The sequence below is a fragment of the Sphingobacterium sp. CZ-2 genome (assembly GCF_004526235.1).
Taxonomy (GTDB): Bacteria; Bacteroidota; Bacteroidia; order Sphingobacteriales; family Sphingobacteriaceae; genus Sphingobacterium; species Sphingobacterium tenebrionis.
In genome coordinates this window covers 1742275-1756194 of sequence record NZ_CP038159.1, presented here as the reverse complement: position 1 = coordinate 1756194, position 13920 = coordinate 1742275, and the positions used below count along the sequence as shown (strand labels likewise).

8 protein-coding genes are annotated in these 13920 nt (G+C 42.5%); 3 read left to right on the top strand and 5 right to left on the bottom strand.

The features are described from left to right. Nucleotides 1-62: 62 nt before the first annotated feature. Nucleotides 63-353, top strand: coding sequence for a hypothetical protein (locus E3D81_RS07825; protein WP_134777039.1), 291 nt, complete (start codon nucleotides 63-65; stop codon nucleotides 351-353). 33 nt (nucleotides 354-386) lie between these two features. Here E3D81_RS07825 and E3D81_RS07820 read toward each other — a convergent pair whose 3' ends face one another. Then, nucleotides 387-4784 carry a translocation/assembly module TamB domain-containing protein gene (locus tag E3D81_RS07820; protein ID WP_245153312.1) on the bottom strand — a complete coding sequence of 1466 codons (4398 nt, stop codon included), beginning with the start codon at nucleotides 4782-4784 and terminating at the stop codon, nucleotides 387-389. Nucleotides 4785-4841: 57 nt separating this feature from the next. On the opposite strand from E3D81_RS07820, the gene tsaD reads away from it, so the two are divergent. Beyond that, on the top strand, nucleotides 4842-5843 hold the full coding sequence (gene tsaD / locus E3D81_RS07815) for a tRNA (adenosine(37)-N6)-threonylcarbamoyltransferase complex transferase subunit TsaD (protein ID WP_134777038.1): 1002 nt from the start codon (nucleotides 4842-4844) through the stop codon (nucleotides 5841-5843). Nucleotides 5844-6099: 256 nt separating this feature from the next. Here the strand turns inward: tsaD and E3D81_RS07810 are convergent, their stop codons facing one another. After that, the gene (locus E3D81_RS07810) at nucleotides 6100-7377 is read right to left on the bottom strand and encodes a carboxypeptidase-like regulatory domain-containing protein (RefSeq protein ID WP_134777037.1); all 1278 of its coding nucleotides are present in this window, start codon (nucleotides 7375-7377) and stop codon (nucleotides 6100-6102) included. Then, the gene (locus E3D81_RS07805; RefSeq protein ID WP_245153311.1) at nucleotides 7370-7930 is read right to left on the bottom strand and encodes an RNA polymerase sigma factor; all 561 of its coding nucleotides are present in this window, start codon (nucleotides 7928-7930) and stop codon (nucleotides 7370-7372) included. The genes E3D81_RS07810 and E3D81_RS07805 overlap by 8 nt, the downstream gene beginning before the upstream one ends. A 95-nt stretch (nucleotides 7931-8025) precedes the next feature. On the opposite strand from E3D81_RS07805, the gene E3D81_RS07800 reads away from it, so the two are divergent. Then, entirely contained in the window at nucleotides 8026-9867 is a 1842-nt protein-coding gene (locus E3D81_RS07800) for a vWA domain-containing protein (protein ID WP_134777036.1), read from the top strand. Between the two features lie 285 nt (nucleotides 9868-10152). Here the strand turns inward: E3D81_RS07800 and E3D81_RS07795 are convergent, their stop codons facing one another. Together E3D81_RS07795 and aspS are read right to left on the bottom strand one after the other, a co-directional pair. Then, on the bottom strand, nucleotides 10153-11541 hold the full coding sequence (locus E3D81_RS07795; RefSeq protein ID WP_134777035.1) for a LutB/LldF family L-lactate oxidation iron-sulfur protein: 1389 nt from the start codon (nucleotides 11539-11541) through the stop codon (nucleotides 10153-10155). A 161-nt stretch (nucleotides 11542-11702) separates the two neighbouring features. Continuing rightward, entirely contained in the window at nucleotides 11703-13445 is a 1743-nt protein-coding gene (gene aspS / locus E3D81_RS07790; RefSeq protein ID WP_134777034.1) for an aspartate--tRNA ligase, read from the bottom strand. Nucleotides 13446-13920: the final 475 nt, after the last annotated feature.

The window sequence follows — 13920 nt, the reverse complement described above, 5'->3', positions numbered from 1 at the left end:
GGCTAGTCCTCAAGGCTAGCCATTTTTTTATTAGTACTCGAAATAATTGATTAATTTCAACCATGACTATTCAAGAATTCAAAGCTTCGTTAAAAGAAAATCATCCCGATCCTTCCTGGTCCGTACATCTAAAATCCCTTTGGTATGATGCAAAAGGCGATTGGAAAACTGCCCATGACTTGGTCGATCAACTCACGGATTTACTTTCTGCACACCTACATGCTTATTTGCATCGGGTGGAGGGCGATCTATGGAATGCCAGGTATTGGTACAACCGGGCCAAGCAGCCTGAATTTACCGGTTCCCTTGATCAAGAATGGGAGTCCTTATTCCAATTATTTAATAAAAACTAAAGTATACTAGAAGAAAAACAAACGGATAGCCAACTAAAATGGATTAAGGTTATGCTTTACCGTATCCTGCCTTGGCAAAGAAAAAGGTTTGATACTATCCTGTTTTGTTTTGAAAGTCCACATCCGGCGCCAGAATTCTCCAAGGGTATTGAATTCCTGCCGATACACCAATCCTACCGCGTTGATATAATCATCCGTCGGTGTAAATAAAATATTCCTCGTATTTAAACGGTTGTAAGCCCGGAAAACTAAACTTCCATCCCTACGCACCCTATAGGTCAACTCCGCATCCGTAGCTACCTCATTGGAGAAAAAAGTCAGATCGGTGGTCTGTATATTCCTGCGGTCCACAATACCACCAGTCAATACCAAACGATCATTGAAGAACCTAAAGGAAGCTGAGGCATCATTGAAGGAACGGATATTAAAATCCAAGAAATTAATATTCAAGGATTGCGCTAAAATATTATTAAGCTGATTGAAGGCGATCTCTGTTCCGGCAGACAATAAGGTGTTGTTCACCTCCCGACCAACATCATTGGAAGAACTTGCTGTAAAACTTCTTCGGATAATCAGACTCAAGGCTTGTTGGTTTACATTGTTCGCATCGCTTAAATAGGCCTGCAGTTCATCCTTTACATACGGGTTTTGCGGGAAATTCAAGTCGAAAGTAACATCCGGTTGGCTTAGCGTACCTTTGATGTTCATATCAGCTTGTGCCAACACGCGTTCATCCTGCCCAGCTCGCCCGGCTGCATTATACAGATCGCCGATCGATGTTCGCTGTTGATAGAGTGCCACCAAGTTAATTGTTGCTCCAGACGGAGAGCCCGTCCAACGGATGGTTCCCCCTTGTTTGATGTCAAAGTATTTGTTGATAAAATCCTGCGCCGTAAAATGGAATTTTCCAGAACTTACGGTATAATCTCCAAACATCTCAAAATCCCCTAAACTCGATACCTTCAAGGTGATTTCCCCATTACCTGTCCCTTTCAAAGATCCAAGATCAGTCTGTAGGTTCACTTCCGCATCGGGGGTCAGCACCAGGTCCATATTCATGGTCATGCCCTTCAGGAAGTACCTGGAAGCATTCTCTTTATTTTCACTGGAATCCTTACTCACAAAATAGATGAAATCGCTGTCAGATACCGTCATCGCTGTGTTAAACGGTATACTGATGACTGTATTGGCCTCGGATCTTGCTTTGATATTGATGTCGATAGCAGAGGTCTGTCCTTTGAACAAAAAGTTCCCCGTAGCAAAGGCAGTCCCATAGTAAAGGTTATTGTCCTTGAAAGTGGTGTTCAATATCATCACATTATTGGTGGCCACATCCACATCAATATAAGGATTGTTTAATTTGTTCAGATCGATCTTCCCATTCGCTACCGCTTGATGCCCTTTGGTATCCGTGAAGGTCAAATTATCCAAAATAATGTTGTTCTTGTCTACCAATGCCGTCTGGTTACTGAAGTTATACGCCGTTTTCAGGTAATTCACATTGAACGATGCGTTCTGAATCTTGGCCGTTCCGTTGAACAATGGATTCTTCAGGGTGCCATTGATCTGGATATCAGCATTGATCCTACCTTCCAGATTAGAAGCCAGGTTGCGGACGAAAGGTTGCAGCAAAATCAATTCTGCTTCCTTAAGATCGCCCTTCAGATTTAATTCCTGATCACCCTCATCCACTTGATAGGTTCCTTTCAAAGTAAGCCCTCGGTTCAGTTCATCCAATAATTGGAGATCTAAATTGGCTACTTTGGATTCCGGTACATAATCCGCCAATAATTTCAAATGCCCGATGGGGATTTTATTATAAACTAAAGGGGTAGTACTTACATCCGCAGATAGATATGGTTTTCTGAAAATAGAATTCACTTCAATATTTCCGTTCAGCTCTCCACTTAACTGAATGCCCATAGGAGCAAGAATACTTTCCAAGGAATTTAGGTTGAAATGGTTGAAAGCCACATCCAATTTATCATCCTCATTGGACAATACCCCGTTAAAGGTCAACAATTGCTTGCCCTGGCTGGCCTTCAGGTTCTGCAGGTAAAATTTCCCCTTAGAAACACGCATTTCTGCATCTTTGTTGAATTCCCAAGGATCATTATTGACCACAATGGTCGATTCATTGAACTTGATGTATGCGGGTTTGTTATGCGCAAAATGGATATTCCCATTCAATCGCAGGTAATTTACATCGGTTTCATTTGCCGCATTGACCGAGAACATCAGGCTGTCTTTTGCCAGTACATTGTTGATCTCGATATTATTTACATATAGACTATCATTTAAAAACAGCCGATCTGCCTTGAGGTCAAGAGAAAAGGCCTCTTGATCCGCATTTTCCTGCAGATTTAGGTTTTGCAGGTTGATGCCTTTGTATTTGACCAAAGGACTAAAAGCATGGAATTTAGCGGTATAATCCTCCGAAGAAAAATGGGCTTCTAAATAAGCACCATCTTCTAAGGTCAGGTTGGGGTCCAAGAACGCAGACACAGGTTCAAAGGATTTAATGTTGAACTCCAGATCAAATATCTGGGGGTTATAAGGTTCCAGATCGAAGCCGATTGCTGGTGCATAACGCATCGCCAAGGCTTTAAAATAGGGAACAATGGTATTCAGATCGATCAAGCCGCGCATCTCCGCATCCGCCACATTGGACTTCAAACTGAAAAGCCTGTCCTTTTCATTACCCTGTGCCGAAAAATAAACATCATTGATGGAAAACTCGCCCTTACTGGTTTCCATATTGATCTGGTCGCTATAAAGGTCGCCCACCAGATTGTTCAGGTTGTTTCCTTTTAATTGAGTGTGGATGCTAGTATTATAGATCAGGATGCTGTCTTTTTTAACCAGCCCCATTTTCTTCAGGTTGACCTGTTCGATATCAGCGTAAATGTCGTAAGAAATTTGCGGTTGCTGAAGGTCTATAGAAGCATCGTAACTCAACCTGATCTGGGGATCTTTAATATCCCCAACTGCTTGGATAATGCTGTTCGCTAAGGTCGCATTGACGAATAGGCTATCATATTGGTAATTCTCAAACTGGAAGTTTTTTAAATCTCCTGCCAGATTCAGTTCCAATTGATCCAATTCCAGACCTTTACCTTGAAAATCGAAATCCATTCCGGTTTGTCTCAAGCTATTAGATCCCAAAAGTTTACCTAATTGAAAATCTGGGCTTTGGAGTTGACCTTGATATTGTATGCCTTGTTTAAGGTTGATGTTTGTCTTGGCAATGATATCGCCTAAGGCAGTTTGGAAGTTACCTTCCACATCAAACAGGTTGTAAAGCCCTTTGAAAGTTCCGGCAAACTGTAGATGTCCTAAGGCATGTAATTGTTCAGGTAGCTTGAAAGCGGAACGGTTGGCCAATTGGGGCACCAAGAGTTCCACATCCTTGGCTGAACTGTTCAGTTTTTCCAGGTCAAAATCAAAAATGGTCCTGTTGATATCGGGTAAGCCCTTGATACTGAAATCGCCCTTTAGTTCCGTTTCCTTTCCGGTTTTCAGATGGGCATCGCTGGCGTATAATTCCGCTACGGTTCCATCCACCTTGGCCTGGATGATATGGGTTTTGAACTTGACGAACTTCAGGTCAGGCGCAAAATATTCTATATCCCTGGAATCCACAAAAACATCTTCCAAGGTGCTTTCAATCTGCACTTTATTGATGAAATCGCCGAAATCAGCAAATTTGGAATAAGTGAATTTTAAATAGCGGCTTAAGGAGGAGTTGTTGCTGATGAGTTTCAGATCATCAAATTCCATGGAGGTGGAGCTGATCTTCGTCTGCGCAGTGAGTTCCTTCAGGTGAAAACCTGATTTTTCTTTCAGGGTTAATGCTCTTAAATTAGCCTCAAAACCTAGGGTATCAAATTTGATCTCATTGATCGCGCCAGAAAGGTTGATGATGTCCAGATCGGAAAAATCAACCCCTCGGTTATGGTGTTTGAATCGATGGTTGACCAGTTTGATCTGGTTGTTCTTGAGCACAATATTATCCAGTTGCAGTTGCAAAGGCTTGCTCTGTTTTCCTTCTTTCTTTTTCTTGGGGGCGAAATAATCGACCAAAAACTTAAAATTTGAACTGTCTTTATAGAAATGCAGGTTGGCTTTTGCTTCCTCGATACTGATTTCCTCAATGGTGATCTTGTTTTCCAAAATCTTGCGAAGCATGAGGTTGGCATGCAGTTCTTTGGCAGAAAGCAATGGCTTGCCCGATTGATCGGAAATCTGAAATCCAGTAAGGGTGAGTTCTGAAAATGGTCGGAAATATACACGTTCCACCTTAACATCAGCTTTTAACTCTTTGGACAGGTAATTGGCGACCTTATGGCTCACATAGGTCTGCACGGAAGAGAACTGAAGCGAGAATAACACGATCGACAGCAATGCAAGGATGCTGAGCAGGCAAATCAACGTTATTTTCAGTATTTTTTTGATACTTTTGTACTTTATTTAAATTACTCTCTCAAAATGGCCATCATACTCGGAATAGAATCTTCATGTGATGAAACTTCGGCCTCTATTTGTATAGACGGCGAAATTAAGGCAAATATTATAGCTGGTCAAGCAGTACATGCGAAATATGGTGGTGTGGTTCCGGAGTTAGCCTCCCGAGCACATCAGCAGAATATCATCCCTACGGTAGATCAAGCTATTGCTGAGGCAAAAATACATAAAAATGAGATAGATGCAGTAGCATTTACGCGTGGACCTGGACTTTTAGGCTCTTTATTGGTAGGAACCTCCTTTTCGAAGTCTTTTGCCTTGGCGATGAATATTCCTTTGATCGAGGTGAACCATATGCAGGCACATATTCTAGCGCATTTTATTGATGATCCTAAGCCTAATTTTCCGTTCTTATGTTTAACGGTTTCTGGTGGACATACGCAGATCGTGCTGGTAAAGGATTATTTTGAAATGGCATTGTTGGGGGAGACCCTGGATGATGCTGCTGGAGAAGCTTTTGATAAAACAGCGAAGATATTGGATCTGCCTTATCCTGGTGGACCATTGATCGATAAACATGCACAAAATGGAAATCCGGAGGCTTTTAAATTACCGGAGCCTCAGATTCCGGACTTGAATTTTAGTTTCTCGGGTCTGAAGACGGCGATACTTTATTTGGTTCAGGGAGAGTTGAAGAAGGATCCTCGTTTTTTGGAGGAGCGAATGGATGATCTATGTGCATCCGTGCAGAGTAGGATTGTTTCTATTTTGTTGAATAAATTGAAGAAGGCGGCGAAGGAAACAGGAGTGAAGGAGATTGCTATTGCGGGTGGTGTTTCTGCGAATTCGGGGTTGAGGAAGGGCTTGTTGGAAATGGGTGAGAAGTATGGTTGGAAGGTGTTTATTCCGAAGTTTGAGTATTGTACGGATAATGCAGCAATGATTGCGATAGCGGGTTATCAGAAGTTTTTGAAAAAGGATTTTGTAGGGCAGGATATAGCGCCATTGGCAAGGATGCATGTATAGGTTTTAATCTGGTTATCGTGAGGAACTATACGTCTTTGAACTTTACCCGTCATTGCGAGGAGGCACGACGAAGCAATCTTTCGATATGCGGCGCCCAATGTCATCCTTAGAGAAGTCGAAGGATCTGTACGGTAGTACACGAATAGATGGTTCGACTACGCTCACCATGACATGGCTAAAGATTGCTTCGTCGTGCCTCCTCGCAATGACGAAGTTCTCGCAATGACGCGAAAAGCTCTCGCAAAGTCTGCAAAAACTACCTAAACTCCACCTTAACCTCTACCTTCTTCCCATCATTACCCAAGCTCCAATCCGGGCCGTTCGAGATAATCTGAATAGCCCTCTGGTTCAACACCGCATTACTAGATTTCTTAACCTGTATTTCCACCGGCCTTCCCGCATTAGAAACATCAAACACCAAGGTCACAGCCCCTTTACCCAATAAAGATTGACCAGTCTGATCCTCTAGGTATTTCCTAAAAGCCGACCAACCCGCCAAAGGCTCTGATTTTGTTTTTCTCGCTCTACCACTTACTCCAACAACAACAACCTCATCCAAACTCTGATTCGATGGGGCCAGCTGTACCACCTTATTATTACTTGCGATTATACGCTTACTCTCATATCCTAAAGAAATCAATTCCAATTCTTGGCTATTTGCCGACAAAGGCATAATATATTGACCAGAAGAATCTGTAATGGCAATTTCATTCGTTTGAACATCCCTAACCGTCACATGATCCAATGGTCTCCCTGAAACCTGATCCAACACCAATCCCGTTACGATGGTCTTTTTGTCCTGGGCAGAACCAACCCGCGCAACAGCTCCAGTAATAGTTTCCTTCTTCGCTATACTATTGATTCCCCGGATAACAATTTGATTATCAGTTTGTACCCCCGAAACTTTTCCTGCAATCCTATTATCCACAATCATATCCTCATTCCGGAAATCATAAGACGTATCCCGCCATCTTCCAAAACCCATCCGATCTGCCTCTGTAGCCACTGGTGCATCTGGAAATCTCAATTTCGGCCGCTGAATTTCTACAACAGCATCTTTAGATGCCCGCCTTTGAGGCGCTTTCTTTTCCAGCATGGCTATTTCCTGTTCAGGCTCGAACAATTCATCCGCCAAACTATCTATCGGAGCTACATTCGTAGGGCTATCCATCGGTGCCGCCTGATCTGCCGCGGCAATGCTTTCCTCCATTGTTTCCTGCTCCACATCACGATTTAGATACCAGGTAAGACCAATCCCAAATGCCAATACCAAGGCAGCTGCGATAGATATCCAACGTATATAACCCATTTTTTGGATCTTCTTCGGATGCGTACGTTCATAAATAGCAGAATCAAGATCCTTTTTATCCAGCAATTCAGATTCGCCCAGTGCCTTCTCCTGCTCCAAACCAAGGATGATGTCCATCAAGAATTCATCCTGATGGGATGCCTTTTCAAGGGCATACATCTCCGAAGGACTCAGTTCCCCGTTTACATATTTCCTTAAATAAGCAATATCAAAATGATTATTCATTTCCACTCCTTTCCATGCAGTTCTTCAGATTGCGCTTCCCGTTCTGAATATAACTCTTTACATCATTCAAGCTATAGCCTGTTATTTCTGAAACCTCTTTATAGCACTTCTGTTCTATAAAGAAGAGTTGAATACTCTGTTTTTGTTTATCGATCAGCACCTCGATACAACGTTCCAATTGGGAAAGTTGCTCTTCCTTGTCCTGATAGTTTTCCTCCTGATGCAGGTTTACCCCAAATTCCACAAAACTGTCTGTAACAATTTCCATTTTATTTTTTGCAGAACGCAGGGCCATCAGGCAATGGTTCTTGCCAACAACATATAACCAACGTGGAAAATCTTGGATATCCTGTTTCTTTACCTTTTCGATCAGTTCTTCGAAAATCTGCATAACGGCGTCCCGGCTTCTTTCCGGTTCTTTGAAGTATCGGAGGCATACATAGTATAGCATTTCGCTGTGCCGTTGAAACAGCTCACCTAAATAGGTAAGTTCTCCAGCTTGCAGAAAGGCTTGGAGCAGTTCCTCATCGGTATGGATGGTCTGTTTCGACAAAATGCTACGGCTTTATAAAAGCTGAAAATTAATTTTTTTTTCTCGTTTATGGAAATTTGTTTTTTTCTGCATCCCTTGTCAAAAATCAACGCGCTATGAAAAGATTACTATATGTTTTCGCTTTGCTGTTTGCCCTAGGAGGTATGAGCCAAGCCATTGCAGCCGAAATTACCGGCTTTGTGAAGGATAATTCGAATAAACAGCCCATTGTTGGGGTGCAGATTATGGTACAAGGGAAAAACCTTGCCACTACCTCGGATAAGAACGGGTATTTTAAGATCCAGGCAGATAAAGGGGATGTATTGGAGTTTTCCTACCTAGGATTTGAAACCAAGACCGTAAAAATCGCCAAGAAATTGAATTTAGAGGTTTTTATGGATGCGAGTTCTATGCAGTTAGAGGAAGTAACAGTCATGGGATATGGGCAGGTGAAAGCGCAAAAACGTGTAGGGGCAGTTGTGGCATCCCACCATCCCGGGATGGTGGTTCGGGGTATTCCAAGTCCTGTGCAATCAGAATCCTATCAAAACATTGATGAGAATAAGTTTATTTCACCACTGAAAGAAGCTTTATCCACTTTTGCAGTAGATGTGGATGCCGCATCATACAGTAATGTACGTAGGATGATCAATTCGGGAACTCTGCCGCCGAAAGATGCGGTACGGGTAGAGGAGATGATCAACTATTTTCAATATAATCTGCCTGCCCCAACCAATGGGGATCCAGTAAAGATTTTTACCGAGTTGGCGACTTCGCCATGGAATAAAGAGCATAAACTGATGCGTATAGCACTTAAAGCTAAAAATATGCCTACAGAAAAGCTTCCAGCATCCAACTTTGTGTTCTTGATTGATGTGTCTGGTTCTATGTTTGGACATAATCGTTTGCCATTGGTGAAATCGTCCCTAAAATTATTGGTGGATCAATTAAGACCAGAGGATAAGGTAGCCATTGTAACCTACGCGGGTTCAGCTGGGTTGAAATTAAAAAGTACTGCTGGTGATCAGAAGATGACCATTAAAAATGCGATCGATGAATTGGAAGCTGGTGGTTCAACCGCTGGTGGCGCGGGAATTAAGATGGCCTATAATATAGCGCGGGAAAATTTTCTGAAGAATGGAAATAACCGTATTGTATTGGCAACTGATGGGGATTTCAATGTGGGTGCATCTTCGGATGAGGATATGGAAAGCCTGATCAGCAGAGAGCGGGAGAGTGGTGTGCATTTAACCGTTCTGGGCTATGGTATGGGAAACCTGAAGGATAGTAAGATGGAGATCTTGGCGAATAAAGGTCATGGTAACTATGCTTATATTGATAATATTGCGGAAGCCAGAAAAGCCATGGTCACTGAATTTGGTGGAACGATGTTCACGGTGGCGAAGGATGTGAAGATCCAAGTGGAATTCAATCCGGCTTATGTGCAGGCTTACCGATTGGTGGGGTATGAGAATAGGTTATTGGCCGCTGAAGATTTTAATAATGACCAGAAATTGGGAGGAGATATGGGAGTAGGGCATGCGGTCACTGCGATCTATGAGATTGTTCCGGTAGGGGTGAAGAGTTCGGCTATTGGAACGGTTGATCCCTTGAAATATCAGGAAAATGGAAAATCTAAAGCAGGTGCTTTGAATGGCGAATTGGCTACGGTGAAGTTCAGGTATAAGGATCCGAAAAGTGAGGTGAGCAAATTGCAGCAAGTGGTGGTGTCGGATAAGGCTGTTGGTATTGATGCAGCAAGTGAAGATTTTAGGTTTGCAACCGCAGTTGCGGAGTTTGGGATGTTGATTCGTAATTCAGAATTTAAACAAAAAGCGAGTTTTGCCAGTTTGATCGCTAGAGCAAAAGCTGCCAAAGGAAAAGATGATGAGGGATATAGGGCAGAGTTTATCAGGATGGCAGAGAATAGTAAGTCTTTGATGGATACTGGGGGGTAATCCCGTCATTGCGAGGGCCAGCGTCATTGCGAGGAACGAAGCAATCTTTCTCCTCTCGTCATTGCGAGGTACGAAGCAAACTTTCTCCCTTCGTCATTGCGAGGAGGTACGACGAAGCAATCTTCCCACATGTCATGCTGAGCGCAGTCGAAGCATCTCTTCGCTAGTACCCGTACAGATCCTTCGACGATGCTCAGGATGACAAAGGGCATTCAGGATGACAAAGTCCAAAGATTGCTTCGTCGTGCCTCCTCGCAATGACGTAAATCTTAGCAAACCCCCTTTTTACTTCTCGTGCTTCTGTTTTTCCTTCCATTGCTGCGCAAAGGATTTATCTGCAATCTTTGGCAGTTCCCTTTGATCTCCCCAAGCTTTCTTGAAAAAATTACGCACAAAGAAATTCTTCATCTTTCCACCAAAGAAATCAATCCATTTTCTTTTTTGGATCGCCCAGGTGAACATCTTCCAGCCTCTAACCTCCATCGGAGCAGCTAGGCCTTCCTGAACGGAATCCCTGCGGTTCAATAACAACATCTTTTGGATATCGATCCCTACCGGACAAACCTCTGTACACTTTCCACACAGCGAAGAAGCATAACTCAAATGCTTAAATTCCTTCATGCCGTTCAGGTGTGGAGAGATCAATGAACCAATAGGTCCCTGGTAGGTGGTTTCATAGGTATGGCCACCAATGTTCTGATAGATCGGACAAACATTCAAACATGCACCACAACGTATACAATATAAGCCTTGGCGCTGGTCTTTCTGCTCCAATACATTGGTCCTACCATTGTCCAAGAGGATCACATACATCTCCTCTGGTCCGTCTCTTTCGGTTCCTTTTTTAGGGCCTGATAATAAAGTATTATAAACGGTCAGGTTCTGACCAGTTCCATGGGATGCCAATAATGGCCAAAATAAATCAAGGTCATTGATGCTTGGTAATACCTTTTCAATTCCAACCACCGCAATATGAACTTTGGGAAAAGTGGTGGTCAACCTGGCATTTCCTTCATTCTCCGTAATCGCTATACTGCCGGTATCTGCCACTAAAAAGTTGGTACCTGAGATACCAATATCAGCGCTAGTATATTTCTCCCGCATGATCTCACGGGTTTTCATGGTCAATTCTTCTGCTGAAGATTCCAAGGACATATCAAATTTCTCGTGGTAGACCTTTGCAATATCTTCCAAACTAAGGTGCATCGCAGGGGTCACGAAGTGATAAGGTTTATGACCTAATTGTTGGATGATATACTCGCCTAGATCACTTTCAACCGTCTCGATCCCTTTTTTCTCCAAAAAATCATTCAGGTGGATTTCTTCGGTAGCCATCGATTTTGATTTGATGACCGATTGGGCATTATGGTATTCCATGATGCGCCAGATCTCCTCTTGGGCTTCCTTCACATCGTTTGCCCAGATTACCTTTCCACCATTTGCCGTGAAATTCGACTCAAAATCCAATAGGTATTTATCCAGATTTTCAATAGCTTTCCATTTGATCAGGTTAGCCTTTAATTTCGAATTCTCCAGATCAAAAAATTTGCTTTTCCCTTTTTCAAAGGCGGTATTATATTTATCAATTCCTGTATTGATAATCTGACGATGTTTCAGATCAAAGGATTTCTCCAAGCTATCTTTAAGGAATTTGTCAGCAATAGTTTGTGCCATAGGGGATGATTAAGCTTTCGTGCAAAAATAAAAGATGAAAGGTATGATGCCAATTTTAAATATAAAAAAAATCTGCTAATTTTCATGCAGCTAAAAAATCAAAAAGCCTAAATGGATTTTCCATTTAAGCTTTTTGAATAAGAAAGAAATATATTCTTTTACTATTTTATTCCCAAACCCAACTCGTCCAATTGCTCTTTCGCGATGGTAGCTGGCGCATCGATCATCACATCCCTTCCAGAATTGTTTTTCGGGAAAGCGATGAAATCACGGATCGTTTCTTGGCCACCAAGGATAGCTACCAAACGATCCAATCCAAAGGCCAATCCACCGTGTGGAGGAGCTCCGTATTGGAAAGCATTCATCAAGAAACCGAATTGGTCCTGTGCCTGCTCAGGCGTAAATCCTAAATGCTTGAACATCAAGGCTTGCATATCTTTATCATGGATACGGATCGACCCGCCTCCGATTTCATTTCCATTCAATACCAAGTCATAAGCATTTGCGCGTACTTTTCCAGGATCGGTATCCAACAAAGGCATGTCTTCTACCTTAGGTGAAGTAAATGGGTGATGCATGGCGTGATAGCGCTCGGTATCCTCATCCCATTCCAACAATGGGAAATCAATTACCCATAATGGTGCAAATTCATCTGGTTTGCGCAATCCTAAACGATTACCCAATTCCATACGCAAGGCACTCAACTGCGCTCTAACTTTATTCGCAGGACCAGATAATACCAGGATCAAATCTCCAGCTTTTGCGCCGGTCGCTTCTGCCCATTTAGCCAGATCCGATTGGTCGTAGAATTTATCAACGGAAGATTTAAATGTACCATCCGCTTCACATTTCACATAAACCATTCCCGAAGCACCAACCTGCGGACGTTTTACCCAATCGGTCAGTTCATCGATCTGTTTACGGGTATAAGATGCCGCTTCTGGAACAGCGATACCTACCACCAATTCCGCATTATTGAAAATGGCGAAATCCTTATGTTGTGCTACCGCATTCAATTCGCCGAATTTCATACCGAAACGAATATCTGGCTTGTCATTACCATAGGTACGCATGGCCTCATCAAAAGTCATACGTGGAAATTGCTCCAATTCGATCCCATGGATGTTCTTCAAAAGATGACGGGTCATTCCTTCAAATACATTCAGGATATCCTCTTGTTCCACAAATGACATTTCACAGTCTATCTGGGTAAACTCCGGCTGTCTGTCGGCACGAAGGTCCTCGTCACGGAAACATTTTACGATCTGGAAATATTTGTCCAATCCGCCCACCATCAATAATTGCTTGAATGTTTGCGGCGACTGTGGTAACGCGTAGAATTGTCCTGGGTTCATGCGGGAAGGAACAATAAAGTCCCTAGCACCCTCAGGGGTAGATTTGATTAAATAAGGAGTTTCCACCTCACAGAAATCCAAGGAAGAAAGGTAATTTCTTACTTCTTGCGCTACCTTATGACGGAATAACAAGGAATTCTTCACCGGGTTACGGCGGATGTCCAGATAACGGTATTTCATCCGGATATCTTCACCTCCATCGGTTTCATCCTCGATCGTGAAAGGAGGTAGCTTGGATTCGTTCAGGATTTCCAAATTGCTCACCTTTATTTCGATCTCTCCGGTAGGGATTTTGCTGTTCTTGCTGGAACGTTCAATTACAGTTCCTGTCACTTTGATCACATACTCACGGCCCAATTCGCGTGCTTGGCTACGTAAAGCCTCGTCGTCCTCACTGTTGAAGGTCAATTGGGTGATGCCATATCGATCACGAACATCGATAAAGGTCATTCCGCCCAAGTCACGAGATTTCTGTACCCACCCACTAAGGGTTACCGTTTTTCCCAAGTCTGTGATTCTTAATTCGCCACAGGTATGTGTTCTATGCATGTGTTCTGTATTATTTTTTTTGCGCTACAAAATTATCTGATTTATCCGAGAATAAAGAATTATAATAGGGTAGTTTTCTATGCTAAAACCGCATTTTCAAACTAGATTCGCCCTTAAAGCATGCTTAAAGCAGGGTTTTAGTATGTAAATCTATGTCGAACATACATTTTACATACTTTTAGGTTACTTTCACCTTGCTTTTATAGCGAAGGAAACCTCTCGAAAAGGCTTAAAAAATCTGCATTCTCAATAGTCCTCCACTTTGCCCCACATTACCTTTCATTTTGCCATTTTACTGCTTAATACCAAGCCATTTAACCCAAAAATACCCTAAAAAACATCCCTATGATACATTCATTAATTTATTGTGTTTCAATACAATCCCTTGTTTTTGACCTATTTAAGGCTGTTTTTGTAGGCGGATGCCTATGTGGAAAACTTTTTTGTGGGGCATTGTGGGGGATTGTGGGAGAAA

Coding starts and splice junctions, on each gene's coding strand:
- E3D81_RS07800 (WP_134777036.1), top strand. CDS start 8,026: ATGAAAAGATTACTATATGTTTTCGCTTTGCTGTTTGCCCTAGGAGGT.
- E3D81_RS07795 (WP_134777035.1), bottom strand. CDS start 11,541: ATGGCACAAACTATTGCTGACAAATTCCTTAAAGATAGCTTGGAGAAA.
- E3D81_RS07810 (WP_134777037.1), bottom strand. CDS start 7,377: ATGAATAATCATTTTGATATTGCTTATTTAAGGAAATATGTAAACGGG.
- tsaD (WP_134777038.1), top strand. CDS start 4,842: ATGGCCATCATACTCGGAATAGAATCTTCATGTGATGAAACTTCGGCC.
- E3D81_RS07825 (WP_134777039.1), top strand. CDS start 63: ATGACTATTCAAGAATTCAAAGCTTCGTTAAAAGAAAATCATCCCGAT.
- aspS (WP_134777034.1), bottom strand. CDS start 13,445: ATGCATAGAACACATACCTGTGGCGAATTAAGAATCACAGACTTGGGA.